This is a genomic window from Phytohabitans kaempferiae (genome assembly GCF_042433955.1).
Classification (GTDB): domain Bacteria; phylum Actinomycetota; class Actinomycetes; order Mycobacteriales; family Micromonosporaceae; genus Phytohabitans; species Phytohabitans kaempferiae.
In genome coordinates this window covers 97438-124160 of sequence record NZ_JBHLUH010000061.1, presented here as the reverse complement: position 1 = coordinate 124160, position 26723 = coordinate 97438, and the positions used below count along the sequence as shown (strand labels likewise).

At 72.5% G+C, this 26723-nt stretch carries 21 protein-coding genes; 5 read left to right on the top strand and 16 right to left on the bottom strand.

The window, feature by feature from the left end; genetic code table 11:
- Positions 1-68: 68 nt before the first annotated feature.
- The 9 genes from ACFFIA_RS29485 to ACFFIA_RS29445 form a co-directional block, all read right to left on the bottom strand.
- Entirely contained in the window at positions 69-593 is a 525-nt protein-coding gene (locus ACFFIA_RS29485; protein WP_377257283.1) for a hypothetical protein, read from the bottom strand.
- 192 nt (positions 594-785) lie between these two features.
- Complete coding sequence (locus tag ACFFIA_RS29480; RefSeq protein ID WP_377256830.1) at positions 786-1616, bottom strand: carbohydrate ABC transporter permease; 831 nt, start codon at positions 1614-1616, stop codon at positions 786-788.
- Positions 1613-2560 (bottom strand): carbohydrate ABC transporter permease, encoded by a 948-nt coding sequence (locus ACFFIA_RS29475; RefSeq protein WP_377256827.1) that lies wholly within the window; start codon positions 2558-2560, stop codon positions 1613-1615. Before ACFFIA_RS29475 ends, ACFFIA_RS29480 begins: the two co-directional genes overlap by 4 nt.
- A complete protein-coding gene (locus ACFFIA_RS29470) occupies positions 2560-3867 on the bottom strand; it encodes an ABC transporter substrate-binding protein (protein ID WP_377256824.1) in 1308 nt (435 codons plus the stop codon). Before ACFFIA_RS29470 ends, ACFFIA_RS29475 begins: the two co-directional genes overlap by 1 nt.
- Positions 3868-3872: 5 nt before the next feature.
- The gene (locus ACFFIA_RS29465; RefSeq protein WP_377256821.1) at positions 3873-5972 is read right to left on the bottom strand and encodes a glycoside hydrolase family 36 protein; all 2100 of its coding nucleotides are present in this window, start codon (positions 5970-5972) and stop codon (positions 3873-3875) included.
- A 42-nt stretch (positions 5973-6014) separates the two neighbouring features.
- The gene (locus ACFFIA_RS29460; RefSeq protein ID WP_377256818.1) at positions 6015-8174 is read right to left on the bottom strand and encodes a carbohydrate-binding protein; all 2160 of its coding nucleotides are present in this window, start codon (positions 8172-8174) and stop codon (positions 6015-6017) included.
- Between the two features lie 113 nt (positions 8175-8287).
- Positions 8288-9364: a LacI family DNA-binding transcriptional regulator gene (locus ACFFIA_RS29455; protein WP_377257280.1), complete on the bottom strand. Its 1077-nt coding sequence runs from the start codon at positions 9362-9364 to the stop codon at positions 8288-8290.
- 374 nt (positions 9365-9738) lie between these two features.
- A complete protein-coding gene (locus ACFFIA_RS29450; protein WP_377256815.1) occupies positions 9739-10320 on the bottom strand; it encodes a GerMN domain-containing protein in 582 nt (193 codons plus the stop codon).
- Positions 10317-11672 (bottom strand): sensor histidine kinase, encoded by a 1356-nt coding sequence (locus tag ACFFIA_RS29445; RefSeq protein ID WP_377256812.1) that lies wholly within the window; start codon positions 11670-11672, stop codon positions 10317-10319. The genes ACFFIA_RS29450 and ACFFIA_RS29445 overlap by 4 nt, the downstream gene beginning before the upstream one ends.
- Positions 11673-11970: 298 nt before the next feature.
- Between ACFFIA_RS29445 and ACFFIA_RS29440 the strand changes: the two genes are divergently transcribed.
- Positions 11971-12303, top strand: coding sequence for an adhesin (locus ACFFIA_RS29440; protein WP_377256810.1), 333 nt, complete (start codon positions 11971-11973; stop codon positions 12301-12303).
- Positions 12304-12318: 15 nt separating this feature from the next.
- On the opposite strand, the gene ACFFIA_RS29435 is transcribed toward ACFFIA_RS29440, so the two are convergent.
- Entirely contained in the window at positions 12319-12630 is a 312-nt protein-coding gene (locus ACFFIA_RS29435; RefSeq protein WP_377256807.1) for a BON domain-containing protein, read from the bottom strand.
- The gene (locus ACFFIA_RS29430) at positions 12630-13001 is read right to left on the bottom strand and encodes an STAS domain-containing protein (RefSeq protein ID WP_377256804.1); all 372 of its coding nucleotides are present in this window, start codon (positions 12999-13001) and stop codon (positions 12630-12632) included. Before ACFFIA_RS29430 ends, ACFFIA_RS29435 begins: the two co-directional genes overlap by 1 nt.
- Positions 13002-13975: 974 nt before the next feature.
- On the opposite strand from ACFFIA_RS29430, the gene ACFFIA_RS29425 reads away from it, so the two are divergent.
- The 3 genes from ACFFIA_RS29425 to ACFFIA_RS29415 all read left to right on the top strand — a co-directional run bounded on the left by ACFFIA_RS29425 (position 13976) and on the right by ACFFIA_RS29415 (position 19487).
- Positions 13976-15547 carry a pectate lyase family protein gene (locus ACFFIA_RS29425; RefSeq protein WP_377256801.1) on the top strand — a complete coding sequence of 524 codons (1572 nt, stop codon included), beginning with the start codon at positions 13976-13978 and terminating at the stop codon, positions 15545-15547.
- Between the two features lie 245 nt (positions 15548-15792).
- Positions 15793-17688, top strand: a complete 1896-nt coding sequence (locus tag ACFFIA_RS29420; protein ID WP_377256799.1) for an ABC transporter ATP-binding protein — start codon at positions 15793-15795, stop codon at positions 17686-17688.
- Positions 17685-19487 (top strand): ABC transporter ATP-binding protein, encoded by a 1803-nt coding sequence (locus ACFFIA_RS29415; protein WP_377256796.1) that lies wholly within the window; start codon positions 17685-17687, stop codon positions 19485-19487. Before ACFFIA_RS29420 ends, ACFFIA_RS29415 begins: the two co-directional genes overlap by 4 nt.
- Before the next feature lie 28 nt (positions 19488-19515).
- Here ACFFIA_RS29415 and ACFFIA_RS29410 read toward each other — a convergent pair whose 3' ends face one another.
- The 3 genes from ACFFIA_RS29410 to ACFFIA_RS29400 all read right to left on the bottom strand — a co-directional run bounded on the left by ACFFIA_RS29410 (position 19516) and on the right by ACFFIA_RS29400 (position 23907).
- Complete coding sequence (locus ACFFIA_RS29410) at positions 19516-21276, bottom strand: condensation domain-containing protein (protein ID WP_377256794.1); 1761 nt, start codon at positions 21274-21276, stop codon at positions 19516-19518.
- 58 nt (positions 21277-21334) lie between these two features.
- Positions 21335-23125, bottom strand: a complete 1791-nt coding sequence (locus ACFFIA_RS29405) for a condensation domain-containing protein (protein WP_377256791.1) — start codon at positions 23123-23125, stop codon at positions 21335-21337.
- Between the two features lie 107 nt (positions 23126-23232).
- Entirely contained in the window at positions 23233-23907 is a 675-nt protein-coding gene (locus ACFFIA_RS29400; protein WP_377256788.1) for a M50 family metallopeptidase, read from the bottom strand.
- A 194-nt stretch (positions 23908-24101) separates the two neighbouring features.
- Between ACFFIA_RS29400 and ACFFIA_RS29395 the strand changes: the two genes are divergently transcribed.
- Complete coding sequence (locus ACFFIA_RS29395) at positions 24102-24872, top strand: AbfB domain-containing protein (protein WP_377256785.1); 771 nt, start codon at positions 24102-24104, stop codon at positions 24870-24872.
- Here ACFFIA_RS29395 and ACFFIA_RS29390 read toward each other — a convergent pair.
- Positions 24814-25107, bottom strand: a complete 294-nt coding sequence (locus ACFFIA_RS29390) for a hypothetical protein (protein ID WP_377256782.1) — start codon at positions 25105-25107, stop codon at positions 24814-24816. The two genes, ACFFIA_RS29395 and ACFFIA_RS29390, sit on opposite strands and share 59 nt — an antisense overlap.
- A 122-nt stretch (positions 25108-25229) precedes the next feature.
- Positions 25230-26534 carry an aspartate aminotransferase family protein gene (locus tag ACFFIA_RS29385; RefSeq protein ID WP_377256779.1) on the bottom strand — a complete coding sequence of 435 codons (1305 nt, stop codon included), beginning with the start codon at positions 26532-26534 and terminating at the stop codon, positions 25230-25232.
- Positions 26535-26723: the final 189 nt, after the last annotated feature.

Below are 26723 nucleotides of genomic sequence, written 5' to 3'. Positions count from 1 at the left end.
CGACGAGCGGGCACGACACGTGTGCCGGGCCGCCTGCTGGCGGCCCGGCACACGCTCCCGGGGCGGGGTCAGATCATCCAGCGGTTGCGCCGCACGAAGGGCAGGCGGGCCCAGAGCCGGCCGAGCCCCCAGGTGTGTCCGGCGTAGGTCAGGGCCAGGATGACCAGGACGACGGCGTAGATCAGGTGGTAGTCCATGAACGGGTTGGTCGATCCGGACGCCTCGCCCGCCGCGGTGAAGCGGTCCAGCGGAAACTCCGCCGCCCACATCATGACCATGATCAGCGAACCGGCGCCGGCGGCGACGCGCAGCCCGACCCCGGCGATCAGGGCGACGCCGACGGCGGCCATGCCGAGCATGAAGAGCGTGTCGGCCCACCAGGCGCCGGCGATCGAGTGCGCCAGCGACTGGACCGGTCCGACCTCGACGTGGGAAAGGAAGCCCTTGGTCGGCGAGCCTCCGTTGATCCAGGCCCGCTCGCCCGGCGTGGCGTAGCCGAGCCCGAACGTCTTGTCCAGGAACGCCCACAGGAACACGAACCCGGTGCTGACGCGGAGCACGGCCAGCGCGCGGGCGGCCGCGGTGGTGAGCATGTGACCGGGCGCCTCGGCCCGTTCGAGTGCGTGGGCCGGGACCCTGGCCTCGGCGCTGCTGGTGGTCATCGTCGCCTCCGGGAGTGGAAGTCCTGTTTTCTCGACATCCACAGCGTGCCCCGCGCACCACCGGCAGCACCGGTGCCGGAACTCCCCAACCCGGCAGGACCAAAGTCCCGAGTACCGGGGGACCTACTTCACCGCGCCGCTGGTGATACCGGAGATGATCTTGCGCTGGGCGACGGCGAAGACGGCGATCAGAGGCAGGCTCATGAGGAGCACGTACGCGAAGATGAGGTGCCAGTTCTCGAGGTACAGGCCGGCGCTGGCGACCTGGAAGAGGTTGAGCGGCAGCGTGTCGAGCCGGCCGCCGACGACGAAGAACGCGTAGAAGACGTCGTTCCACACGTACAGGCAGATGAGGATCGTGGCGGTGGCGAGCACCGGCCGCAGCATCGGCAGTACGACGCGCCGGAAGACCGTGACCGGGCCAGCGCCGTCGATCTGCGCCGCCTCCTCCAGCGACGGGGGGATCGTGCGGACGAAGCCGGTGACGAAGAAGACCACCGTGGACATGTAGATGCCCATGTAGACGCCGATCATCCCGACCGCGGTGCCGGCGAGGCCGAGCTGGCGCAGCAGCAGCACGACGGTGACCACCGCCGGGGGCAGCACGATGCCGCTGATCGCGAGCGCGTACAGGACGGCGTTGACGCGCGTGGCCCGGCGGGCGAGTATCCAGGCGGCCATCGACCCGAAGGTGAGTACGCCGGCGACCGTGGGCACGACGACCAGCAGGCTGCCGAAGAACGCGGCCGGCACGTCGCCGTCCGTCCAGACCGCCCGGAGGTTGGCCCAGAGCTGCCAGTCCGCGGGAAGCGACAGGTTCGGTTCGAGCGCCTCCCCCCGCGACTTGCCGGCGGTCACCACGACCAGCCACAGTGGAATCCCGATCAACGTGACCACGAGCAGGACGGTCACGACCGGCTGGAGCCGGCGCCAGAGGGGCGCGTCACTGTTCACAGCACGCGCTCCCTTCTGCGCAGCAGGTGGATCACCGGGAACGCCATCAGGGCCACCAGCAGAAACAGGACCAGGCTCATCGTGGTGGCCTGAGCGAACAGGCCCTGGCCGAACGTGCGGTAGATGAAGATGTTGAGGATCTCGGTGGTACGGGCCGGCCCGCCGCCGGTGGTGGCCTGGACGATGTCGAAGCCGTTCATCGAGCCGAGCAGCGCGGTGGCGACGTTGAACGTGACCGCGGGCGCCAGCAGCGGCGAGCGGATCCGCCAGAACACGCGCCACCGGGACGCGCCGTCGATGCGGGCCGCCTCCGTCAGGTCCTCCGGGATGGTCTTCAGCCCGGCCAGGTAGATCAGCATGGACAGGCCCATCCACTTCCATCCGTGTATCGCGGCGACCACGACGATCGTCCACGTGGTGTCGCCCAGCCACGCGTAGTCGAACGGCTGCCGGGTCACGCCCTCGACGAGCTGGTTGAGGCTCCCCTCCGGCTTGAGCAGCGCCTGGAAGACGTACCCGACGGCGAGCGCGGACATCAGCACCGGGACGAGGAAGAAGACCCGGGCCAGCCGGTTGAGCCAGGTGTCCCGTTCGAGCAGGACGGCGAGGGCGAAGCCGAACAGGTTCTGGAAGACGGCGACCAGCAGCGCGTACACGACGGTGGTGCGCAGCGCCCGGAAGAGCGTGCCGCTGGTGGCGAGCTGCTCGAAGTTGTCCAGCCCGACCGGGTTGATCTGGCTCTTGAAGCTCGACCAGTCGGTGAAGGCGTAGACGAAGTTGAAGACGGTCGGCAGGAAGAAGAAGACCAGCAGGATCGCGAACGCCGGCGCGAGGAACCACATCGGATGCGTGCTCCGCCCGATGGCACCACGCCGGGCTCGCGGCGACGCCGGGGGCGCCACCGCGAGCCGCTGGACCGCCGGTGTGCGGGTAGCCGTGGCCATCAGAACCCTGGTGCCCCGGCCGCCTTGGCGAGCTGGGCGAACTGGTCCTGCGTCGCCTTGGCGACCTGCTCCGGTGACATCGTGCCGGTGATCATGTCGGCGAGGTTGAGGTAGAGGTCGGGGTTGGCCACCGCGAGCGCCTGCATCGACCCGACCGAGGACGGCAGCGCGGCGTGCACATCCAGCAGCGCCTTCGGCACACCGGCCGGGTTGGGCACCGACGGTTGCAGCGAGACGGTGTTGCGGTCGGTGACGAAGCCGGCGTAGCCCGGCCCCATCCAGTACGCGAGCAACTGCCGGGCGGCGGCCTCCCGCTTGGCGTCACCGGTCTTGAACGCCACGAGCGCGTTGGACTGGTCCGGGATGAAGGTGCCGACATTGCCGGAGGGCGAGATCGGGAAGAAGCCGATCCGCTTGTCCAGCGTGGCCGTTTCCGCCTTCGCCTGGAGCTGGCCGAAGAAGGAGTTGACCTGTACGACCATCGCCGCGTCGCCGGCCAGCAGCGCTGCCCCCTGGTCCTCGAACGTGGCGGTCTTGATGTCGGCGTTGAAGAGCCCCTCGTCGATCAGCGACTTGTACGTCCTGATCGCGTCGAGCACGACCGGGCTGTTGAAGGTCTCCTCGCCGGTGTTCATCTTCGCCCACAGCCCGTCCTTGGCCGCGTCGGCGAGCTGGATCTGCACCCACCACTGCGTGCCCCACCGGTCGGCGGCCATCTCGTGGAACGGCGTGACGCCCTTGCCCTTGAGCGTGCGGGCGAGCGTGACCATCTCGGCGAAGTTCTTCGGCGTGGCCGTGACGCCGTTGGCCGCGAAGACCTCCTTGTTGTAGTAGACGCCCTCCACGGCCGGGCTGGTGATCAGCGCGGCGTACCGGTCGCCGTCCAGGATTCCGGTGATGTCGCGCAGGTCCGGGGCCATCTTCGACAGCCACGGCGCGTCGTTCAGCGGTTGGAGGTTCGTCCTGGCGTTGATGGCGGTGAGCATGGATGCGGTCGGCTGCCAGAAGGCGATGTCCGGCTTGTCGCCGGTGGCGACCTTGGTCTGGATGCCCTGCTCGTACGGGTCCGGGATGGTCACGACCTCGACGGTGGCGCCGGTCGCGGCCTGGAAGCCCTCGACGACCTTCTCCGGCACGGTGTTGCTGTTCTGCGCGGCCCAGATGGTGAGCTTGACGCCGTCGAGCTTCGCCGTGGGGTCGGCCCACGTGGCGGCGGCGCCGGTGGTGGTCTGCGCGGCCGGGTCGCTGCACGCCGCGAGACCGAGCGTGAGCACCGCCGCGGCGGCGAGGCTGGTCCATCTCTTCATCGGGTTCATCCTTCGGTGATCCGGAGCAGTCGCGCGGCAGGCTCCGCGCCGGTGGGGGTGACGGTCAGCGACCCGGTCCCGGCGGCCCAGTCCAACCGCCAGGCGGGCAGCTCCCGCGGGTACAGCACGTCGATGTCGACCGCCCGTCCGCGCAGGTGCGGCAGGGCGAGCGGTACGGGCGCGGTGGCGCCCCCGCGCCGCCACACCGCCAGGTACGTGACCTCCCCGGAACGCAGGGCCAGGCTCAGCCACGGGTCGTCCCAACGGGGCAGGCCCAGCGGCCACAGCGGCACCGCGGTCGCGAGGTCGGCCCGGATGGCCTGGTGCGCGCGGACCGCGGCGCGCACCGACTCGCGCTGGCCGGCGTCCATCCGGTCCAGCCGGCCGGAGAGGTAGAGCCGGCCGAGCATCCCGGTGCACATGGTGTACGCGATCTCCTCGGGCGACATCTCCGGCTGCGGGTACGCCCAGCTCGCCGACTGCTCCGGCAGCACCGACATCGGGGCCGCCACGGCGATCGGCGGATAGCGCCGGAAGTCCTGCTGGTCGCTGGTGGACTGCAACTGCGTCCGGGACAGCAGCGCGTAGTCCATCCGCATCGCGCCGGAGGCGCAGTTCTCCAGTACCAGGTGGGGATGCCGGTCCAGCAGCCGATCGAGCCAGGCCAGGTGCGCCCGGTTGTGGCCGAGCAGGCCGGCGCCGACGCTTTCGGTGGCCAGGTCGGTGCCGGCGCCGGGGTCGATGTTGTAGTCGAGCTTGAGGTAGCCGACGCCGAGCTGCTCGACCAGCCGGTCCACCACCTCGTCCAGGTGCGCGACCGCGCGGGGATGGCGCAGGTCGAGGTGGTACCGCTCGTGCTCGACGACCCGGACGCCGTCGCGTTGCAGGAACGCCTCGGCCGGCAGCTTGTCGGCCATCGGGCTGCGCACGCCGATCACCTCGGGCTCCAGCCACAGGCCGGGCACCAGGCCGCGACCGCGGATGTGGGCGAGCACCTCCTCGATGCCGCGCGGGAAGCGGGTCTGCGACGGCTGCCACTCCCCGACGCTGTCCCACCACGCGGTGCCGTTGTCGTACCAGCCGGCGTCGACGCAGAAGACCTCGGCGCCGGCGTCCGCGGCCGCGTCGATCAGCGGCAGCAGCTTGGCCGTGGTGGGGTCGCCCATCAGCGTGTTCATGTAGTCGTTGAAGACCACCGGCAGCGCGGACCGGTCCGGATGCGGGCGGCGCAGCGCGCGGCGGTGGGCGGTCAGCGCCGCGACCGCGCCGTCCAGGCCGCCTTCGGAGACGGCCACCGACACGGGTACCGATGTGAACGTCTCGCCCGGGGCGAGCCGCTGCGCCCACTGGTGGTCGACGTCGGTGGGGCCGAGCAGCGCCACGTACGCGCCGTCGCGCCGCTCCCCCACCTCCCACCGCCAGGGCCCGTTGTGCTCCACCTGCCACAGCCAGGCCGCGCCGCCGACCCGGTCGACGAGCCCGCCGGTGGGCAGGTGCGTGCCGGTGGACCAGGTGCCCTGGCTGGTGACCGCGACCCGGCCCCGGCCGTCCTGGCCGTGCAACGCGAGTTCGAGGTCGGGTACGGCCTCGCGCAGCGGCCGGCGACTCCACCGGCCCTCGCCGAGCCACTCGCTGTCGCCCCGTACCAGGTCGAGGTCTCGCACCGGCCGGGCGCCGAAGCCGGCGGCGAACGACGTCACGCCGAGCAGCAGCACCGGCGCCGCGCCCCGGTTGGTGACCTCGGTGCGGACCTGGCACGCCGGCACGCCCGCCAGCGACCGGAAGACGGTCTCCACGGCGAGGCCCGTGCGCGCGTCCCGCAGGGCGATCCGCAGCTCCCGCCAGGCGCCGTCACGCCGCTGCGAGCTGCCCGCGTACGCCAGCCGCCGCCCGATGGCCGTCTCCGAGAAGCGGCTCGACACGTGCGCCCGCCCCTCGCCGGCGACCAGCACCTCCACCAGCGGCTGGGTCGCGCGTGGTGGGGTCGGCCGCCGGTCGCCGGCGAGCGTGCGCACGGCCACCGGCCCGTCCGGGGAGACGTCGACGGTGAGCGTCAGCGCCGAGTGCCCCCAGACGAGGCTGGTGACGGGTTCCAACGAGGTCACTCCTGCTCTCCTGACCGGTTGCTCTCCTGACCGGTTGCTCGACTAACCGATGGCCGCGGCGATCTGGATGAAGTCGAGGTTGGGCGCGTAGCCGCTGGAGGCGTTGCCGAAGGTGATGGTGTTCGCGCCGGCCGCCAGGTCGACGTCGACCACCGCCGTGCGGTACGTCGACCAGCCGAGCGTGTTGCGGAAGTAGGAGCGCCTCGCCGGGCCGCCGTTGACGCTGATGTCGGCGTACCGGTCGACGATGTTGTTGTTGTACTGGTGCTCCCCCACCACCTCGGCGTTGGCGTACCCCACGACCATCCGGTACCGGCCCGCCGACGGCACGGTCACGCCGTTGAAGCGCAACGTGTTGGCGGCGCCGGCGCCGACCCAGCCGACGTACCGGCCGCCGGAGGCCGCGCCGTCGCTGACCACCACGGCGGTGCCGCCGAGCGTGTTCCCGGCCGCCTCGGCCTGGTACGTGGTGACCGTGCCGGTGGTGGCCGTCACGTCGAGGTGGTCGAGGTTGACGGCGTCGCGGTCGTCGCCGGCGTACGCGTTGACGTCGACCCGGCTGATCCCGGCGGGCAGGAACACCTTGGTGGTGACGGTGTTCCAGGTGTTCCAGTTGGCGGTGCCGGGCAGCGCCAGGTCGGTCAGGTCGGCGCCGTTGAGCCGCAGCCGCACCGACCGGTTGGCCGGCGCCCCGGTGTACGGGCCGGCCGAGTAGCGCAGGCCCAGGTTGTAGTAGCCGTCCGAGGGCACGGTGACGACGAACTTCGTGCTGGCGTTGGTGCTCGCGCCGTACCCCTCGACGAAGTACGTGCCGGAGTAGCCGGTGTTGGTGCCGTACGCGATCCGGGCCGAGCCCTCGATCCGGGCGTACTCCGCCTGGTAGCGCGAGGACGGGCCGGCGGCCGACAGGTCGGTGTTCGGGGTGATCACGACGTGGTAGGCGGAGCTGCCCCGGAGCCCGGTCAGCGGGATCGTCACCTGCCCGCCGCTGGCGGTGTAGTCGCCCTCCCGCACGAGGTACGGCCCGGCCGACGGGTTCAGGCCCGAGCTGTCCACGCCCCAGACGGTCGCGTGCACGGTGGAGCCGAGGTAGCTGGCCGCGCCGAGGCCACGGACGACGAGGTTGGTGTCGTACGTGCCGGAGGCCGGGTTGTTGCCGCCGAAGATGACCCGCGCCTGCCGCTTGCCCGCGTCGAGGGCCGCCACGCCCTGCAGCGAGCCGCCCGGCGACGGCGGGGTGACGGCGACGGTGTTGCCGGTCAGCTCGCCGTACCACTTGTAGAGCCACCATCCGCCGGTCGCCTGGTTGTTGCGGGTCACCAGGTCGTTGAGGCCGCCGGCGGTGGTCCAGTAGGCCAGGCAGGCATCCACTTTGGACGCCTCGAACTTGGCCACGTACTGCACCAGGTTGCCGGGCACGCCCAGGTCGCCGGAGGAGCGCCCGTACTCGTTGATGTTGATCGGCCGGGCGCTGATGCCCAGGCTGCTCTCCATCGCGCGGTAGTCGTTGTAGTGGTTGTGCCAGTCGGTGAAGAAGTCGTTGCCCAGCTCGTGCCAGGTCATCACATGCGGGAGCACGCCGTTGTCCCGGGCGAAGGTGAGGAAGGTCCGCAGGTCGGCGGAGCGGTAGCTGGCGAAGTTGGGGCCGGCGATGCGCGCCGACGGGTCGATGGAGCGGATCCGCTGGTAGACGGTGCGCCAGGCGTTGAGGAATCCGTTGAGGTTCCCCTGGTACCAGATGAGGTCCGGCTCGTTGAACGGGACGTACACATAGGACGAGCGGTGGGGATCGGCGACCACCTTGCGGGTCATCGTGTCCACCTTGGACAGGTAGTCGGCGATGCCGAGGTTCTCGTACGGCCACTGCTGGTAGATGTCCTGCATGTAGATCTGGATCTCGCGCCCGCCGGCGCGGCGGAACATCGGGGCCACCTTGAGCGCGTCGCCGTTGGGATGCTGGAGGCCCTCCGGCGCCTTCTGCGCGGTCACCTGCGGGCGCAGCGCGGCCAGCATCGTCTCGTTCGGGATGCCCTCGTCGCCGAGGCCGTAGAGGAAACCGGTCGCGCCGTACCGCAGCGCGCCCGTGCCCACCGACAGGTCCACCAGCAACTGCGACGGCGCCGCGCTGGCGGGGACCGCCGGCAGGACCGCCGCGGCGAGCACCGCGACCATCGCCACACAGCAGCCGACTCTCGTCTTCATCGACCCTCCCAAACATCGATGTGATCGGTCACACGCGCCCGGTGGATGTGAGTGTGATCGGTCACACGAACCGACGGGAAGGGTTCGTTACCTTTTTGTTACTAACAGGTTTCTCAACGCGCCCGGGGCGGCGCGGTCGACTCGCGTACCACCAGGCGGGGCGCGGCCAGCGCGAGCTCGGGCTGAGCCTCCCCCGTCACCTCGGCCGCGACGGCGGCCAGGCAGGCCCGCCCCAGCGCGACGAAGTCCATCCGCACGGTCGTCAGCGCCGGCGTCCAGTACGCCGCCCCCGGCACGTCGTCGAAGCCCACCAGGCTCACGTCGCCGGGCACGTCCCGGCCGGACTCGTAGAGCGCGCGGCGCACGGCGAGCGCGGTGTCGTCGTTGCCGCAGAGGATCGCGGTGACCGCCGGGTCAGCGGCCAGCCGCTGCCCCGCCTGGTACGCCGAGCGCGGGTCCCAGCCGGCGCGCCCGACCGGCGGCACCGGCGCGCCGGCGGACTCCAGCACGTCCCGCCAGCCGGCCTGGCGGGCGCTGGTGCCGGTCTCGGAGGGGATCGCCACGTGGTGGACGGTCCGGTGCCCGAGGTCGAGCAGGTGCCGGGTCGCCTCGGCCGCGGCCTGCCGCTCGTCCAGGAAGAGCATGGTGCGCGGCGTGTCGGCCAGCCCGCCGGCCTCGGTCGCGGCCACCGCGGGCACCGCCGCCGGCAGCGCCCGCAGCACACCGGCGCCGGCCCCGTCGAAGGCGACCACGATCACGCTGCCCGCGCTGGGGTCGCTGACGTAGTCGACCGCGTGGCGCACGTCGTCGCCCCGGTCGGACTCCACGACGCGTACCCCCACCGCCAGCCCCCGCGTCCGGGCCGCCTCCTCGATGCCGCGCAGCGTCGAGGCGTACCCGTACAGGGTCGTGTCGGCCGTGACCACCGTGACCGCGGCCGCCCGGCCGGAGCCGAGCGCCCGTGCCGCCCGGTTGGGCCGGTAGTCGAGCCGCCCGATCACGTCCAGCACGAGCTGCCGCGTGGCCGGGCTGACCTTCGGCGAGTGGTTCAGGACCCGCGACACCGTCTGGTACGACACGCCCGCGGCCGCCGCCACGTCACGGATGCTGGGCACGCTCTCGCGCCGCCGCCCGGTCGGCCGGTCCGGTAATGATCGCACCACACCGACCATCGTGAGCCGTACCGCCACCCGGGTCAAAGAGCCCTCGCCGTGGCGCCCCGAACCTGTCCCCGCCGGCCGGCGCGCGGAAACGGACGGACGCTACGCGTCCGTGGCGAAAAGTTGACCCATAGGGTCAATTTTTCGCCACGCACAGCGTGGGTCGTGGACCGCGGAGGACGCGGCCGCGGGAGCGACGGTCTGGACCGCGACGGGCATCGCGGCAGCCCGAATCTGTCCTGGTGGAGAACTTCCGCCCCGGGACGCTGGAGCGGACCGGGCCGCCACCTGGCCGGTCTCCTGATGGCTCCTCCGGCGGGAGCACGACGCAGACCCGCCCAGCCGCGGTCCCCGTGGATGGCGGCCGGACCGACCGCTTCATCCCGGCTTCGCGTACGCCCGCTTCACTGGCCGGCGACGAGGCTGAGGTAGTCGGCCGCGGTCGCCGGTGTCTCGGAGAGCGAGCCGTCGGCGCGAGGTACGCCGACCGGCTGCCCGCCACGCGTGAACGACACGGCCGTGATGCCGGGTCGGGCGGTGAGGGTGCACACGATCTGGGCGAAGGCGAGGATCTGGTCCGTACGGCCGGCCTCGTCGATGGCGTCGGTGAGCTCGACGGTGGCGCGGCCACCGGCCAACTGGACGCCGACGATGATGTCGTTGCCGAGCAGCGCGCTGGTGAGACCCTCGCGCTGTTCCGCGTCGGTGGGGCCGGCGAGCAGGTCTTCGACGAGGTTGTCGACGCTCGGTTGGGTCTCGACGTTGCGGGTGACCGCGACCAGCTCCCCGTCGCGGACCAGGTACAGCCGCTCCGGGACGGCACCGGTGCCCGGCTCGGGGTCCGGCGGCGTCTCGGTCGTCCACGCCTGCGACACGCCGCCGGGCGGGCTCACCTCGCGCGCGGACTCCTCGGCGTGCACGCCACAGCCGGCGACGGCGACCGTGAGCAGCAGCGCCAGCGCGGCGGCCCGGCGGGGCGCGGTCACCGGTTCGTCCTGGGCAGCTCGACGCGGAAGCGGGCGCCGCCGCCGGGCCGGTCGGTCACGGTCGCCTGGCCGCCGTGCGCGGTGGCGTGCCGGTCGACGAGGGCGAGTCCGAGGCCGGTGCCGTCGCTGTCGCCGCGGGCGCCGGCGGCCGGCCCGCGGACAAACCGGTCGAAGATGGCGGACCGGTCCTCCGGCCGTACGCCGGGCCCCTCGTCGTCGACCTCCAGCACGTAGGCGCCGGCGGTCTGGCCGAGGCGGACGGCCGTCGCGCCGCCGCCGTGCCGGTCGGCGTTGTCGAGCAGGTTGCCCAGGATCTGGGTCACTCGGCGCCGGTCGACCGTCCAGGTCGAAGGGCTTGCGTCGAGGACCCGCACCACCTCGGGCGCCAGTCCCCGGGCACGGCACTCCTCGCGAGCCAGCTCGGCGACGTCGACCGGTGCGCGCTGTGCCGGCTGGTCGTCGCGGGCCAGCTCCAGCAGGTCGGCGACCAGCCGCTGGAAGCGGGCCACCTCGTCGGTGAGGAGGGTGACCGCGGTCGCGGCCCGGTCGTCGAGCTGGGCACGGTGCCGGCCGAGCACGCTGGTGGCGGCGGAGAGGGTCTGCAACGGCGAACGCAGCTCGTGACTGACGTCGGCGGCGAACCGGCGGTCGCGCTCCAGGCGCGCCGAGAGCCGGTCGACCATCTCGTTGAACGACGCCGTCAACCGTTCCAGGTCGGGCTCGGCGGCCGGGTCGAGGCGGGCGCTGAGGTCGCCGGCGGTGATCTCGCGGGCGGCGGCGGTGACGGTGTCCAGCGGGCGCAGCACGCGGCGGGTCAGGTACCAGCCCAGGACCGCACCGCCCGCGGTCGTGCCGCACGCGACGAGAGTGAGCACCAGCGCGAGGGTACGCAGGGTCTGGTCCAGCTCCCGCATCGAGTCGATCACGTAGAAGCCGCCGCTGGAGGGCAGCGGCACGCCGACCACGACGGCCGGGCCGCCGTCGGTGCGGACCCGCTGCATGCCCAGCTTGCCCTGCTCGACCAGGCTCCGCAGCCCGGGCGGCACCGCGTCGGTCAGGCCGGCGTCCGCGCCCCGCGCGTACCAACGGCCCTCGCGATGGAGCAGCACGCGGCGCGTGTTGCCGGTGTTGAGCTTGCCCAGCACGGCCACGATGTCCGGCTGCTCGGCGGCCAGGCCGGCGTGCACCACGCCCGCCTCCAGGTACGCCGAGCGCAGCGCGTTGCGCTCCCGCCCGGCGGTCAGGGCCTGGCTGGTGAACTCGTACGAAAGCGCCGCCATCGACGCCGACAGCGCGAACGCGCCCGCCGCGAAGCCGGCCGCGACCCGGACACGCAGGCCAGGCCGTCTCATCACCAGCACCGCTCCACCCCCTGATGATGCCCAGTCGCGCGACCCGGAGACAGACCGGGTCGGCGTCCCCGGGGGGTTTGTCACGGGACTGTCATACGACCGCGGGATTACCGCCATACCCCGCCCAGAGGCTGTACGCGCCGGCCGAAGACTGGTGTACGGCCGCCGCAGCCGGCCCCGTGCGAGCGGGCGCCCGGCTACGTGACCGCGACGCCGCTGAGCCCTCACCCCGCCCTTCTGCATCCCCCGATCGGGCGGGGTGAGGCCGGCCCGCCTGATCGGCACTCCGTCCTGATCGGTGCATCGCACCGGGAACACGTACGAGGAGCAGAGCACACCGATGGTCACTCTCACCGACAACGCGATCGGCCTCATCCGCCAGCTCACCGACCGGCCCGGCCTGCCGGTCGAGGCCGGCCTGCGGATCGCGATCGGATCGGCGGCCGGATCGGCGGCCAGCGCGCTCACGGTGGGCGTCGTCAGTGGCCCGGTGAACGGCGATCACGTCCTCGACTCCGCGGGGGCGCGCGTGTTCCTCGACAGCGAGGCGGTGCGCGCCCTGACCGGCAAGTCCCTCGACGCCGCCCTCCGGGACTCCACGGTCACGTTCACCGTGATCGACCAGACCTGACGGCCGCGCGGCACCTCACACGCCGGCCAGGCCGTCACCGTCTCCATCGGACGGTTTGAGAACGTTGCACACGTCGACGACACCGAGCGTCTGCCACGCCAGCCAGCCGGCGACGAAGACCAGCTCGCGCGTGTCGACGTAGCCGGTGAGGATGGCGACGCCGTTCTGCACCTCGACCGAGATGTTCTGCGTACGGGTGCGGTCGTCGTGCACCAGCCGCGCGACGACCCGGTCGGCGACCACCTTGTCGTCGCTCGTCCGCGGCGCCGGACGGCGGGACGGCGAGCCGGGCATGGCGTCGTCGTCGGGGAGCGGCCACGGTGTCATCACCACGCACCCCCCGACCGCTCCACCGGGCGGCCGGCGGCCGGGGCCTCCTCCGGCACCACGTGCAGCACCTGGTCCACGCGGGAGATCCGCAGGATCCGCCGCAGCCGTGGCGTCGGCGCGCGCAGGGTGAGGCGGGCGCCGACCCGCACGAGCTGCCGGTGCACGTCCAGCAGGAGAGCGACGCCCGCGGCGTCGATCGCCGCGCACCGGGCCATGTCGAGCACCAGCCGGTCCGGGCACAACCGGACCGCCGCGTCCAGGGCCGCCCGCACCGGCGCGAGGCAGCCGAGGTCCAGCCGCTCCGTGAGGTAGAGCTCGAGCACCGGCACCGAGACCGGTCCAGCCGCTGGTTGTGTCACCGCGCTCACTCGTACCCTCCCGTCGCCGAGACCAGGGTGGCCGGGCGATGTGGAGGCGCCTGCGCGAACCCATGACGGTCTCATGACAACCGGCGTTGTCATGAAGCTGTCGTACATCCGGGGTACTACCGCCACATCCCCGTACCAGAGTGTTGATCAAACCTGGACGGACCTCGTGGCCCGCGCCTTCTACCGCTGTCCGAGCGAGTGCGCGGCGCCGGGGGAGCCGCCCCGCCCTGAGCGGTTCGGCGGCACGTCACACGCAGGCGTGCGTCGTCACGACAACGATGTCGGTGGCGGCGCGCACCCTGGCCGGGCCGGCGGCGGTTCGCCGCCGGCCCGGCGTGTGCCCGGCGCCGGCCGCGCGAGCTGGCGCGCCCGCCGCAGGCGGTGTCCGCCGGCGAGGTCCGGCCCCTTCCGCTGCTCCCGGCGCCGCCAAGCACTGCAACAAATCTGCAAACATCAACCCTTGCATTCAAGGAAACCGCTTTCCTACGATGGCGTTTCATTGATGTTTCACTTTGTGACGGACGGAGGCATATCGGGCGATGCCAATAGCGGTGTGCGGGCGGCCACGGTAGACGCGGTCGTCGCCCCGCACCGTCCACGGCGGACCGCCGGACGACCCGCGTGAGGCTGAGACCTCGCCGCTGGTCCACATCGGCGCCATCGACAACAACACACGACCGTCCCGGAGGCGACCACCGCGGCCGCCGGGCAGCGGCGTCCCGCACAGGCCGCTGCCGATCCGACGAAGGGCGCACCTCCGACGAGGACGCTCGGCGCTCCCCTACGGCGCCGGCTTCGCCCAGACCACGTCGCGCAGGTGGTGTCCTCGCCGCCAACGCCACACGGACGGATCACTCGACCCACGACGCCGAGCGCCTCGGCGGGTGCCGCGCGCCCGCCTACGCCCCGGCCGGCCCCGCCGCACTGACCGGCGTACGAGCAACACGAGCATTCGAAGACGAAGGTGAGACGAGATGAAACGATCACTCGCGGTGTCGCTCACGGCGGCACTGGCCACGACGGTCGCGGGCGCCGCGATCGCGGTGGCGCTGTCGGTACCCCAGGCGTCGGCGGCGGTGGGCAGCGCCACCGGCTACGCGACCCAGAACGGCGGGACCACCGGCGGTGCGGGCGGGCAGACCGTGCGGGCCACGACGGGCACGGCGATCCACGCGGCCCTGTGCAACCGGGCCAGCAGCAGCACCCCGATCACCATCGAGGTGCAGGGGACCATCAACCACGGCAACACGACCAAGGTGTCGGGCAACAGCTGCAACACCGCCGCCGACAAGATCGAGCTCAAAGAGATCAGCAACGTCACGATCATCGGCGTCGGCAGCGGAGCCGTCTTCGACCAACTGGGCATCCACGTCCGCGACGCCAGCAACATCATCATCCAGAACGTGACCGTCCGGAACGTCAAGAAGTCGGGCTCGCCCACCTCCAACGGCGGTGACGCCATCGGCATGGAGAGCACGGTCCGCAACGTCTGGGTCGACCACGTGACGCTGGAGGCGTCCGGTGGCGAGTCGGAGGGCTTCGACGGCCTCTTCGACCTGAAGGACAACGTCCAGTACGTGACCCTGTCCTACAGCATCCTGCGCAACTCGGGCCGCGGCGGCCTGGTCGGGTCGAGCGAGAGCGACACCTCGAACGGCTTCATCACCTACAGCCACAACCGGTACGAGAACATCGACTCGCGTACCCCGCTGCTGCGCGGTGGCATCGCGCACATCTACAACAACCACTACGTCAACCTCCACGAGTCCGGCATCAACTCGCGGGCCGGGGCGCGGGCCAGGGTGGACAACAACTACTTCGAGGACTCCAAGGACGTCCTCGGCACCTTCTACACCGACCAGCTCGGCTACTGGCAGGTCAACGGCAACATCTTCGACAACGTGACCTGGTCGAGCCCGGGCGGCGACACGCGGCCGGCCGGCCCCAACGTGCAGTCGAACACCACCGTCAGCATCCCGTACTCGTACCGCCTGGACGGGGCCAGCTGCGTGCCGGACATCGTGCGCCAGACGGCGGGCGCCAACACGGGCATCCGCACCTCGAACGGCAACTGCTCGACGCCGAGCAGCCCGACGCCGGCGCCGACCACGGCGAACCCGACCACGCCGCCCCCGACCACGCCGCCGCCGAACCCGACCACGCCGCCCCCCAGCGGCGGGACCAACCTCAGCCTCATCTCGGGCGCCGGTGCGGACGGCTCCAGCAAGGCCAGCGGCACCAGCTACGGCAACGTGAAGGACGGCAGCATGACCACGTACTGGTCGCCGTCCGGCACGACCGGATCGATCTCCATCAAGTGGGGCTCCGCCACCACCGTGTCCAGGATCAACATCCGTGAGGCGTCCGGCGCCACCGGCCTCATCGGGGCCTACCGGGTCCTCAACGCCGACACCGGCGCGGTCCTGGCCTCCGGCAGCGGGGCGGGCGTCATCACCTTCTCGCAGACCTCGCTGCGCAAGGTCACCTTCCAGATCACCAGCGCCAGCGGTACGCCGCGGGTCGCCGAGTTCGAGACCTACGCGTAGGAGCGCGGTTTCCGCGAACGGAGCGGGGGCCGTCGGTGACGACGGCCCCCGCTTCGCGTCGTGTCCACAGTGGCGGGTCGCAGGTCCTCGGCCTCGGGCGTGCCCAGCTCGGCGCGGCGGCTGGCGCGGGCCATGGTTCCGCACCGGTCACCGCGCCGCCAGGCCCGCGTTCCAGGGGCCGGCAACTCGATTGACAGCCCTCGGGCGGGATGCGAGCGTGGGTCGGCATCGTGCGAAGCGTTTCGATGTCTCGCCACCTCGGCGCCCCGCACCGGGAGGTCGACCACGACATGGCTCTCGCCGCCGTCCGCGACCGGATCCGCCTGCTGCGGCGGCTGGGCGCGGCCGGTCCGGGGCTGCTCACCGCGATCGTCGCCTTCCTCCTCGTCGCGAGCCTGGTGCCGGCCGGCACCGCGGTCGCGCTGGCCGTACTCATCGAGCGGGTCGGCACCACCGAGGCGGCCGGGCTGACCGCGGTGGCCGCGGCACCGCTGGTCATGTTCGCGGTGCTCCTGCTGGTCGGGCACGGGCTGGACGCGGTCCGCGAGCCGCTGTTCTTCCTCGCCAGGTGCCGGATCGACGGCGCGCACCGGGTCGAGGTGGCCCGGCTCGCCTCGACCAGCGACACCATCGGCGCGCTGGAGCGCCCCGAGGTGCAGCGACTGATCCGGCAGGCCCGGGCCGACCCGGAAAACTGGACCGAGCGGACGCCGGGCATGGGCGCGCTGTCGCTGCTCGCGTTCCTGGCCAGCCTGCTCGGCCTGGTCAGCGCCGGCGCGGTCCTCGCCGCGTACGCGTGGTGGCTCGTCCCGCTGCTCGTCGTGCCCGCGCTGGCGGTCCAGCAGCTCGACCGGCACGGGGCGGTCATGTGGCACCGGACGTGGCTGCGCGGCATCGACGGCGGCCTGCGCGCGGGGGTCTGGCAGGACGCGGTCACCTCCTCCGGCGAGGGCAAGGAGGTCCGCGTCTTCGGCCTCGGCGACTGGGCGGTCGGCCGGATCGACCGGCACATCCGCGAGATGTTCGAGCCGGTGTGGGGGCTGGGCGGGCGGCTGATGACCCGCCAGTGGGCGCACTTCCTGCTGGCGCTGGTGCCGCTCGGGATCGCGTTCGTGGCCGTGGCGCTCTCCGGCGCGCGCGGAGATACCTCGGTCGGGGTCGCCACCGCCGTCTTCGCGGCCGGTTCCTCGGTCTACCGGGTCTTCGGCACCGAGGTCCACGACATCGTCGGCGGGCTGGCCTGCGTCCGGGCCTTCGACCAGCTCCGCGAGGAGCTGCGCGCCGCACCGCCGCCGCGCCCCGCCGCACCGCCGCCACCGGACGCGCCGCGGGCCACCGCACCACCGCTGGTCCGCTTCGAAGGGCTGAGCTTCACCTATCCCGGTACGCGCCGGCGCGTCCTCGACGGGCTCGACCTGGAGATCTGGCCGGGCGAGCTGCTCGCCGTCGTGGGGCTCAACGGCGCGGGCAAGTCCACGCTCATCAAGCTGCTCGCCGGGCTGTACGAGCCGACGGCCGGGCGGATCACCGCCGACGGCACCGACATCGTCCACATCGGAGCGGAGGCGTGGCGGGAGCGGATCGCGATCGTGTTCCAGGACTTCGTCCGGTACCACCTGACCGCCGCCGACAACGTGGCGCTCGGGCACGGCAGCGTGCCGCGCGACGAGGCCGCGATCGAGGCCGCCGCCCGGGACGCCGGCTTCGACGAGGTACTGGACCGGCTGCCGCGCGGCTGGCAGACCCCGCTGGCCCGCTCGCGCACCGGCGGGGTCGACCTGTCCGGCGGGCAGTGGCAGCAGGTGGTGCTGGCCCGCGCGCTGTACGCGGTGCGCACCGGCGCGCGGCTGCTGGTGCTGGACGAGCCGACCGCGCACCTGGACGTGCGGACCGAGTTCGACGTCTTCGCGCGGCTCACGGCGCACAAGGGCGACGCCAGCGTGGTGCTGATCTCGCACCGGCTCTCCACCGTGCGCCAGGCCGACCGCGTCGTGCTGCTCGACCGGGGCCGGATCACCGAATCCGGTACCCATGACGAGCTGATGGCGCTCGACGGCGCGTACGCGGCGATGTTCGCGGTCCAGGCCGACCGGTTCCGGCGCGGCCACGACGACCGGGTCGAGGAGGGCGAGCTGCGGTGAGCTGGCGGTACGTGAGGCTGTGGGCGGAGCTGCTGGGCGTTTCGTGGCGGCTGTACCCGGGGCAGACCGCGGCCGCGCTGGCGGTGAAGGCGGCGTCGGCGACCGTGGTCACGGTGACGGCGCTGGCGCTGCGGGCGGCCGTCGACGGCGTCATCCAGGGCGACCCGGAGGCGGCGGTGGCCGGCGCGGCCGCGGCGGCGCTGGCCTTCGCGGTCGGCATCTACCTGGGCGGCATCGACGCGGTCCTGCACATGCTGCTGGTCGAGCGGGTCGGGCTGCTGCACCTGCACCGCCAGATCCACGCCGACATCGCCGGCCTGGAAGGGCTGGACCACCTGGAGCGCACCGACTTCCTGGACCGGGTCACGGTGGTGCGCGGCGCCGCCTGGAACCTCATGTTCGGCATGTGGACGGCGGTCGACGCGGTCTTCAACGCGGTCAAGCTGGCCCTGCTGCTGACCCTGCTCGGCATGGTCAGCCCGTGGCTGCTGGTGCTGCTCGTCTTCGCCGCCGCGCCGATCTGGTTCGACCAGCGCGGGCAGCGGCTGGTGACGAACGCGGAGACCGACACGGCCGAGGCGATGCGGCTGCAACGGCACCTGTTCAACCTCGCCACCGAGGCGGCCGGCGGCAAGGAGATCCGGGTCTCCGGCTCCGGCGAGGAGCTGGCCCGCCGCCAGGCCGACGCGTGGAACGAGGTGACCCGCGGCTGGTTCCGGGCCCGGGTTGGCGCGGCCGCCTGGAAGCTCGCCGGCTGGTCGCTGTTCACCACCGGGTTCGCCGCCGGCCTGTGGCTCGTCGTGTACCGGGCGGCGAACGGCACCGGCACGGTCGGCGACATCGTGCTCGCCGTCACGGTGGCGGTCAGCCTGCGCGACTCCATCCAGGACACCGTCTTCGGCGCGAACGAGGCGATGCGGGGCGCCCGGGTCATCGAGCCGTACCTGTGGCTGCGCGACTACGTGGCGGCGCACCGCGACCGGCCCGCCGGCGCCCGGCCCTGCCCGGACACGCTGCGCGAGGGCGTCACCTTCGAGCGCGTCACGTTCGGCTATCCGGGTACGGAACGGCGGGCGCTCGACGAGGTCAGCTGCCACCTCCCGGCCGGCTCGGTGATCGCGGTCGTCGGCGAGTACGGCTCGGGCAAGAGCACGCTGGTGAAGCTGCTGTGCAAGTTCTACCAGCCCGACTCCGGCGCGATCCTGGTCGACGGCACGCGCCTGTCCGAGCTGGACACCGAGGGCTGGCGGGCCCGGTCCAGCGCGGCGTTCCAGGACTTCGGCCGCTTCAAGATCCGGTTCGCCGAGACGGTCGGCGTCGGCGACCTGCCGCACCTGGGGCACAGCGGCCGGGTCCTCGCGGCGGTCCGGGCGGCCGACGCCGAACCACTTGTCGAACGGCTGCCGGACGGGCTCGACACGCAGCTCGGGCGCGTGTTCGAGGGCGTGGAGCTCTCCGAGGGACAGTGGCAGAAGACCGCGCTGGCCCGGGCCTCGATGCGCACCGAACCGCTGCTGTTCGTGCTGGACGAGCCGACCGCCTCCCTGGACGCGCACAGCGAGCACGCCATCTTCGAGCGGTACATGGCCCGGGCCCGCGAGCTGGCCGCCCGTACCGGCGCGATCACCGTGATCGTGTCGCACCGGTTCTCCACGGTCACCGACGCCGACCTGATCCTGGTGCTCGACAAGGGACGGTTGGTGGAGTCCGGCAGCCACGCCGAGCTGATGGCCCGTGGCGGCCGCTACGCCGAGCTGTACGGCATCCAGGCCACCGCCTACTCGCCGACCGGGGCGTGACCCGTCCCGCGCGGCGGCGGGCGGCTCGTCAGCGGCCGTGCCCCTCCGCCACGACGGGCAGCCCCGCCCAGGAGCCCCGGTCGGTGCGCGAGACCGGCGCCTCGGCGCACCGCACGTACCAGTCCGGCGTGCGGATCGCCGTCGACTTCTCCAGCGCGGCCATGAAGTCGCGGTGCAGGTCGGCGATCGACCGCTCGTCGGCGGGCGCGCAGAGGTAGCCGACCAGTCGGTGGAGTGAGCCGTCGATGGCGACGGGGTAGATGTCGGCGGCCTCGGTGCCGGCCACGGTGCGCCACAGCTCCCGCGAGGCCGCCAGGTCCGCCCAGCCGTCCGGGCAGCGTACCCACTCCGGGCCGCGCCGCACCGGCTGGACGCCGGCGATCGCGGGGATCTCGGCGGCCGGGATGTCCCGGGCCACGGCGGTCACCAGCAGGCGCTCCAAGCCGTACGCCAGCCGCGACATCGCCTCGTGCGGCACGTAGAGGGCGTCGCCGATGAAGGTGAACGCGGTCTGCGCACCGGTGCCGCCGGCGTGGATGTAGAACCGCCCGCCGCCGAACGGGTGGTGGTGCCGGATCAGCTCGGTGCGGCGCAGCAGGCTCTCCAGCGGCTCGTCGCCAACCTCCTCCACTTCGGACGCCGGCGGCCGGCCGTCGTTGAGCGCCGCGCCGAGGCAGATGTACCGGCCCAGCCGCCGCCCCTCCTGGCCGATCGTCTCCCACCGCAGCGACGGGTCGGCCTGGCTGTTGAGGTACGTCGCGATGCTCGCCTCGAAGGCGTGCCGGATCACCTGGCGGAACGAGAGCCCGGCGAAGTCGACCGCGCAGACGCCGTCCATGGCGAGGTTGGCGGCGAGGGAGAGCTGCGGCTCGCTGGTGCGGTTGTTGGCCACGAGATGCATCACGGTGGTGGTGCGCCCGGAGTAGGCACCGAGGAGCACCGCGACGGCGGCGAAGAACACGCTCGACGTGGAGACCCGCAGCCGGTCGGCCAGCAGCGCGTTGGCCGCAGCCGCGGCCGGTGACCGCAGTTCGAGCACGACGGCCCGCTCGGCGACCGGCTCCCCGAGCGGGAAGTCGAACATCGAGGCGGGCGCGGAGCGCAGGACCTGGCGCAGGAAGGCCATCGCCTGCTCGTTGAGCTCGCGCCCGGCCGAGGACTGCTCGTGCTCGGCCTGGTCCACCGGCTGCCAGGCCGGCGGCGGCTGCGGCGCTCCGCCCGCGAGGAGTCGTGACAGCTCCCGCTGCACCACCAGACCGCCGCCGGCGTCGAGGGCCAGGTGGCTGAAGGCGACCACCAGGACGACCGGCCGGCCGGCGGTCAGCACGACCGCGCACCGCACCGGCCACTCGGAGCCGACCGCGAACGGCCGGGCCGACAGGTCTTCGGCCGCCCGCTCGGCCACGCCCTGGACCCGCTCGGCCGGCGCCTCGTAGAGGCGGAAGGCCAGCTCGCCGTCGCCGTGCACGGTCTGCCGCCAGCCGTCGCCGTCGGGCTGGCAGGTGGTGCGCAGCGTCTCGAAGCGGTCCAGCACGTCGCGTACGGCGTTCAGCACCTGCCGCAGGTCGCATCCGTCCGGCACCGGAAGCAGCGTGTGGTAGTTGAAGATCTGCGCGTTGTCGCCGGCCCGCGCGAGGTGGCGCAGCATGTGCAACTGGCCCCAGGTGGCCGGTCCGACCCGCGTGCTGGCACCGGTCAGCTTCAGCACCACGGAGGCGTCGGGCTCCAGCGGTGAAACGCTGTCCGCGAGCGCGATGTCGGCGACTGTATCCTCTACTGACAGGCTCACATAGAAGATCGTAACCTCGCCGTAACGTCAGGCACCGTCAACGAATTCGGGGACGCGGTCACGCCGGCGGCGGGGCCTTCTCCCCCTTGGCCGCCCGCTTCTCGGCGAGCTGCCGCTCCAGGTCCTCGCGTTCGGCCACCAGCCGTTCCAGCGCGTCCTGGCCGGCCACGAGCAGCTCCAGGCCGGCGCTGTCGGCCACCTGCCGCTCCAGATCGGCGATCTCCTCGTCCAGCGCGGCGTCCGGCTGGTCGGCCGCGGCGGTCGCGAGGGCCTGCGCGAGATCCCGTACGCAGGGGTTGGCCGCGAGCATGGCGACGGTGGCGCCCTCGATGCGGCCGATGGCGCGCACCGCGTCGAAGGAGTCGCCGCCGAGTTCGAAGAAGCTTCTGGTCACGTCGATGTCGTCGACGCCGAGGATCTCGCGGTACACGGCCGCGATCGCCTCCTCCTCCGGTGTGGCCGGCGGCGTGGGCGGCCGGTCGGGGGACGGCGGTGCCGCGTCGCCGGCCGGAGCCGGTGCCACCATGGGACCGGCCGCCGCGGCGACCTGCTCGACGCGGTCGGCTTCGAGCAGCGCGGTGAGGGTGAGCCGCAGGCAGGTCGAGAGGTCGTCGGCGAAGCCGGCGTCGAACCGGTCCCGGTGCACCAGCAGTTGCAGCTCGGAGACCGGCTCCGGCGTGACGACCAGCGACAGTGGCACGCTCACCTTGTCGAAACGGGCCTCGGTGCGGGCGGTCAGGGCATCGCCGCCGCCGTCGCCACCGCCGACGGTGAAGGCGTAGTTGTCGAGTACGAGCAGGCTCTCGAAGAGGTGCTGTCCGGGCGTACCGGCCCACTTCTTGATGTCGGCGAGCGGGCTGAACTCGTACCGGCGGATCTCGGCGTGCCGGGCCTGGAGGTCGCGCAGCCAGTCGCCGAGGTCGCCCTCCTCCGGCACGGTCACCGGCACCGGCAGCGTGTTGACGAACGGGCCCACGATGCGGTCGACGTCGGGCAGGTCGGCGGGGCGGCCGGAGGAGACGCAGCCGAAGGTCACCTCGGCCGCCCCGGTGTACCGGCGCAGCACGACCGCCCACACCGCCTGGAGCAGGGCGCTGAGCGTCACGCGGTGGCGGGTCGCCGCCGCCCGCAGGCCGGCTTCGAGGTCGGCCGGCATGGTCATCGTGTACCGGTCGACGGCTCCGGTGCCGCGCCGGACGTCGGCGGCGCGCAGCGGCACCAGGTGGCGGGGCGTGAAGCCGGCCAGCGTCTCGGTCCAGAACCGCTGGGCGGCGGTCATGTCCTGCTTCTGCAACCAGGCGATGTAGTCGCGGTACGGCGGGGCGGCCGGTGGCGGCGGCCCGCCGGCGGTCAGCCGCTGGTAGTGGGCCATGACGTCGTTCATGAACACGGGGACCGACCAGCCGTCCAGCAGCAGGTGGTGGTGCGACCAGGCCAGCCCGTGCCGGTCGGGGCCGAGCCGGATCAGGTGCAGCCGTTGCAGCGGCGGCGCGGTCAGGTCGAAGCCCCGGGCGCGGTCGTCGGCCAGCAGCCGGTCGAGGCGCTCGCGCTGCTCGGTCTCGCCGAGGCCGGACCAGTCGTGCCGGTGCGCTTCGGCGGTCACGTCGCGGTGCACCACCTGGAGCGGCTTGTCCAGGCCCTCCCAATGGAAGGAGGTGCGCAGCGCGGGATGCGCCGTGAACACCACCTGCCAGGCGCGTACGAGAGTGTCCGCGTCCAGCGGACCCTCCAATGTGTACACGTGCTGGCCGAGGTACATGTCCGCGGACCCGTCGTGCACGGTGTGCAGCAACATGCCCAGCTGCAACGGGGAGAGTTCGTAGATGTCCTCTACGCTGCCGGTGCTCACGGCCGCAATCTATGGCCCCCCGTCCGGCGCGTCATGTCGCCGGAACTGGGGGGCCGACCGATCTCGGGGGCCGCGAGGTCTGTCAGCCGTCGCGGGCCTCCGCGCTGTCAGGCGCCTCCGGCGGAGCCTGGGGCGCCGATCGCGCCAAAGAGGATGCCGCCGCCGTAGATGAGGGCGGCCAGTGTCAACAGCCACCACAGGATGCCCCAGAAGCCCATCGGCAGCCGGGTCAGCTCGCGGAGGATGCCCGCGTCGCTGGACCAGCCGACGCTCCGGCGATTCCACTGGAGGGCCGAGAAGAAGCCGCCCAGCAGGAGGAACCACACCAGCGTGTACGCGCACACCGCGCGCAGGTCCGGTGACGCGTTGTGCACGAGCATGACGAGGAAGAAGCCGGCGACCACGACCGCCAGCACGCCGAACGCGTTGCGCATCTGGAGCAGGATCACGGCGAGCAGGACGACGGCGACCCAGAGCACGGCGTCGGGGCGGGCGCCGGCGGCCAGCATCATGGCCCCGACGATGCCGAACAGCGAGGGACCGACGTAGCCGGCCAGCGCCGGGATGAAGGGTCTCGAGGTGAAGATGCCGGTCAGTCCGGTGCTGTCCGCGTTGACCGTCACCGAGTCGACCGTGCCGCCGGTGACCGAGCCGAAGAGCGCGTGCGAGCCCTCGTGGGCGATGGTGATCAGGTAGCGGGTCACCGGCCAGAAGAGGGCGGCCAGCAGGCCCAGCAGGAGCGTGCCGAAGACGAGGCCCGTCGGCGGATCGGTCGCCCTCATGCCGGCAGGTTAGGGCCCGGCGCTGATCGGCTCCATCGGACGGAACGGCGACCCCGGCGACCGCCGATCGTGATGGTTTCGGCACTGATCGAGCTACCCGCGCGGGTGACACGGTGGCGCTACACAGTGGACGTCGCGGTCTGGTCTTGCCGGCGCGGGCGTGGCAAGGTAGGGCCGATGTTCGGGAGGCTCCAATGAGGATGGCCGTGCGGCGGCACGCCCGGGCCCTTTCCTGGCGGGCCCGGGCCGCGCTGGTGGCCCTGGCGATGGTCGGGCTCGCCGCACTCGGCAGCGCCCTCACCCGCGGCGGTGAGGTGCCGCCGGCCGCGCTGTCGGAGACGCCGCCGGTCACCGAGGATCTCAGCTACTGGCCGGAGATTCCCGAGCCGGCAGCCACCGGTCCGGGGAAGCGGACGCCCTCGCCGACACCGAGCCCGCGCGGCACCGGCACGCCGACCACTCCGGTCGAGGAGAAGGTCCGGGCGACCCCCTCGCGGCCGGCCGTGGCCGCCCCCTCCCCCACCACCGGGCCGGCGCTGACTCCGGGCACGCGGATCGGCCTGGAGCCGGTGACCCATCCCGGCTACCGCGTGCGGCACCGGCAGTTCCTCGGCCGGATCGACCCGGTCGGCGCGGGCAGCTCGGCGCTCGACAAGGCCGACTCGACGTTCACGGTGCGGGCGGGCCTGGCCGACGGGCGGTGCGTGTCGCTGGAGGCGGTCAACTATCCGGGCTACTACCTGCGCCACCAGGATTTCGCCATCCACCTGCACCGGCGCGACGCCACCGCCCTCTTCGCCGCCGACGCCACGTTCTGCCCCGGCACCGGCCCGACCGGGCGCGACGTGTCACTCCGGTCGTACAACTATCCGGACCGTCACCTCGTCCACCGCCAGTCCCGGCTCTTCATCGCCGCGACCGGCGACCGGGGGGCGATGACGTTCGCGGTCCGGTCCTCGTGGTGAGCGGGCCGCGGCGGCGTGGCAGGCCGCGAAAACCATCCTCGGCGGGGACGCCACGTCGTGAGCCGTCGGAGACCGGGTACGGCGCCTCCTTGTTGAGCAGCATCCACTCGATCTGGCGGTCGAGGAAGGTGAAGTGCCCGTACGGCCAGCCGTACTCGAGCAGGAACTCGGACGCCTCCACCTGGCCGTCCCGCTTGCCAGCGTAGGCGAGGGTCTCGATGCCGCCGTTGAGCACTGGAGGCTCTCCAGGACGTGGAACCCTCCTCGCTGGTGACCGGCCGATCGCCAGACGTGGCCGCCGGTCGATGGAGGTAGCGGTCGGAGGTTGCGGCGAGTGGAGTGGAGGGTCCGCCGGGGTCAGGACTCGTCGGCGACCCAGGTGGCGAAGGCGCGGTCCAGCCGCTCGACGGTCGCGGCGAGTTCGGCGTCCCCGTGCGCGGCGGAGACGTACCAGATGCCGCGACCGGCCACCCACACGCCGTGGTCGACGAGGTGGGCGGCGAAGCGTTCGTACCGGGCCAGGTCGAGCCGGCTCAAGCCGCGGTGGTCGGCCACATCCCCGCCGGGCGCGTCGTCGGTGCCGAAGGAGACGTGGAAGGCCATGGGCAGCCCCTGCACGCGCAGTGGCACACCGTGCTTGGCGGCGAGGGCGACCAGGTGCTCGCGCAGCGCGTCGCCATAGCCGCTGATCTGCTCGTACGGTGGCCGTTCACGGAGTCTGGTCACGGTGGCGAGGGTCGCCGCCATGGCCATGGTGGAGCTGTTGAAGGTGCCGGAGTGGTTGACCTCGCCCGTGCCGAAGCGGTCCATCAGATCCGCCCGGCCGGCCAGCGCGGCGACCGGCCAGCCGCCGGCCATCGCCTTGCCGTAGGTGGCGAGGTCCGGTGTGACGCCGAACCGCTCCGCCGCGCCGCCGAGGGCGATCCGGAAGCCGGAGATGACCTCGTCGAAGATCAGCACGGCGCCGTGCGCGGTGCACAGCTCGCGCAGCGTCTCCAGGAAACCGGGGCGGGGCAGGATCGAGCCAGTGTTGATCATCATGGCTTCGGTGATGATGCCGGCGATCTCCGAACCGCGTTCGGCCATCGTCCGCCGGACCGCGTCCGCGTCGTTCCACGGAAGCACGATCACGTCGGCCAGGTGCGCGGGCGTCTGTCCGGCGGTGGCCGGGCCCCACCCCCGCTCTCCGGGCGCGATCAGGATGTTGTCCAACCAGCCGTGGTAGTGCCCCTCGAACCGAATGATCTTGGGTCGGCCGGTGGCGGCGCGGGCCAGGCGCATCGCGGCCTGGACCTGCTCGGTGCCGGTGACGCCGAACCGGATCCGCTCCGCCCAGCCCAGGGCGTCGCAGACCGCGTCGGCGGCGGCCACCTCCAGCGGATGCTGGCCGCCGTAGATCATCCCGTCGCGGCAGGCCCGTTCGACGGCGGCGAGGATGTCGCCGGGGGCGTGGCCCAGGAAGTTCGGGCCCTGCCCGAGCAGGTGGTCGACGTAGTCGCGGCCGTCGACGTCGTACAGCCACGCGCCTTTGGCCCGCTCGATGAAGACCTGCGGGCCGTTGAGGCGGACGTTTGAGTGGACGCCACCGGGGGTCCGACGCAAGGCCTGCTCGCGCAGTGCCGCCGAGCGTTCGCCACGGCGTACCAGATCGCTGGTTGTCATGTGTGGTGCTCCTGCCGTTGCTGCGCCACGTGGGTTGGAAGCTCCGGCGGGCGGGCCAGCCCGGCGGGCTCGGAGGGGGACGAAGGGGGGCGGGATCGCCTGGTGCCCCGGCGATCCGGACGCTGCTGTGCCATCTGATGAAACTAAGAGTTCATTTCGGCGCTCACCCTACTGCCGTGTTGATCTCGC

What these genes read in the sequence shown, in the direction of transcription:
- ACFFIA_RS29485 (WP_377257283.1), bottom strand. Translation starts at nt 593, where the DNA reads ATGCTCACCACCGCGGCCGCCCGCGCGCTGGCCGTGCTCCGCGTCAGC.
- ACFFIA_RS29475 (WP_377256827.1), bottom strand. Translation starts at nt 2,560, where the DNA reads ATGGCCACGGCTACCCGCACACCGGCGGTCCAGCGGCTCGCGGTGGCG.
- ACFFIA_RS29470 (WP_377256824.1), bottom strand. Translation starts at nt 3,867, where the DNA reads ATGAAGAGATGGACCAGCCTCGCCGCCGCGGCGGTGCTCACGCTCGGT.
- ACFFIA_RS29460 (WP_377256818.1), bottom strand. Translation starts at nt 8,174, where the DNA reads ATGAAGACGAGAGTCGGCTGCTGTGTGGCGATGGTCGCGGTGCTCGCC.
- ACFFIA_RS29445 (WP_377256812.1), bottom strand. Translation starts at nt 11,672, where the DNA reads ATGAGACGGCCTGGCCTGCGTGTCCGGGTCGCGGCCGGCTTCGCGGCG.
- ACFFIA_RS29435 (WP_377256807.1), bottom strand. Translation starts at nt 12,630, where the DNA reads ATGACACCGTGGCCGCTCCCCGACGACGACGCCATGCCCGGCTCGCCG.
- ACFFIA_RS29425 (WP_377256801.1), top strand. Translation starts at nt 13,976, where the DNA reads ATGAAACGATCACTCGCGGTGTCGCTCACGGCGGCACTGGCCACGACG.
- ACFFIA_RS29420 (WP_377256799.1), top strand. Translation starts at nt 15,793, where the DNA reads ATGTCTCGCCACCTCGGCGCCCCGCACCGGGAGGTCGACCACGACATG.
- ACFFIA_RS29400 (WP_377256788.1), bottom strand. Translation starts at nt 23,907, where the DNA reads ATGAGGGCGACCGATCCGCCGACGGGCCTCGTCTTCGGCACGCTCCTG.
- ACFFIA_RS29395 (WP_377256785.1), top strand. Translation starts at nt 24,102, where the DNA reads ATGAGGATGGCCGTGCGGCGGCACGCCCGGGCCCTTTCCTGGCGGGCC.
- ACFFIA_RS29385 (WP_377256779.1), bottom strand. Translation starts at nt 26,534, where the DNA reads ATGACAACCAGCGATCTGGTACGCCGTGGCGAACGCTCGGCGGCACTG.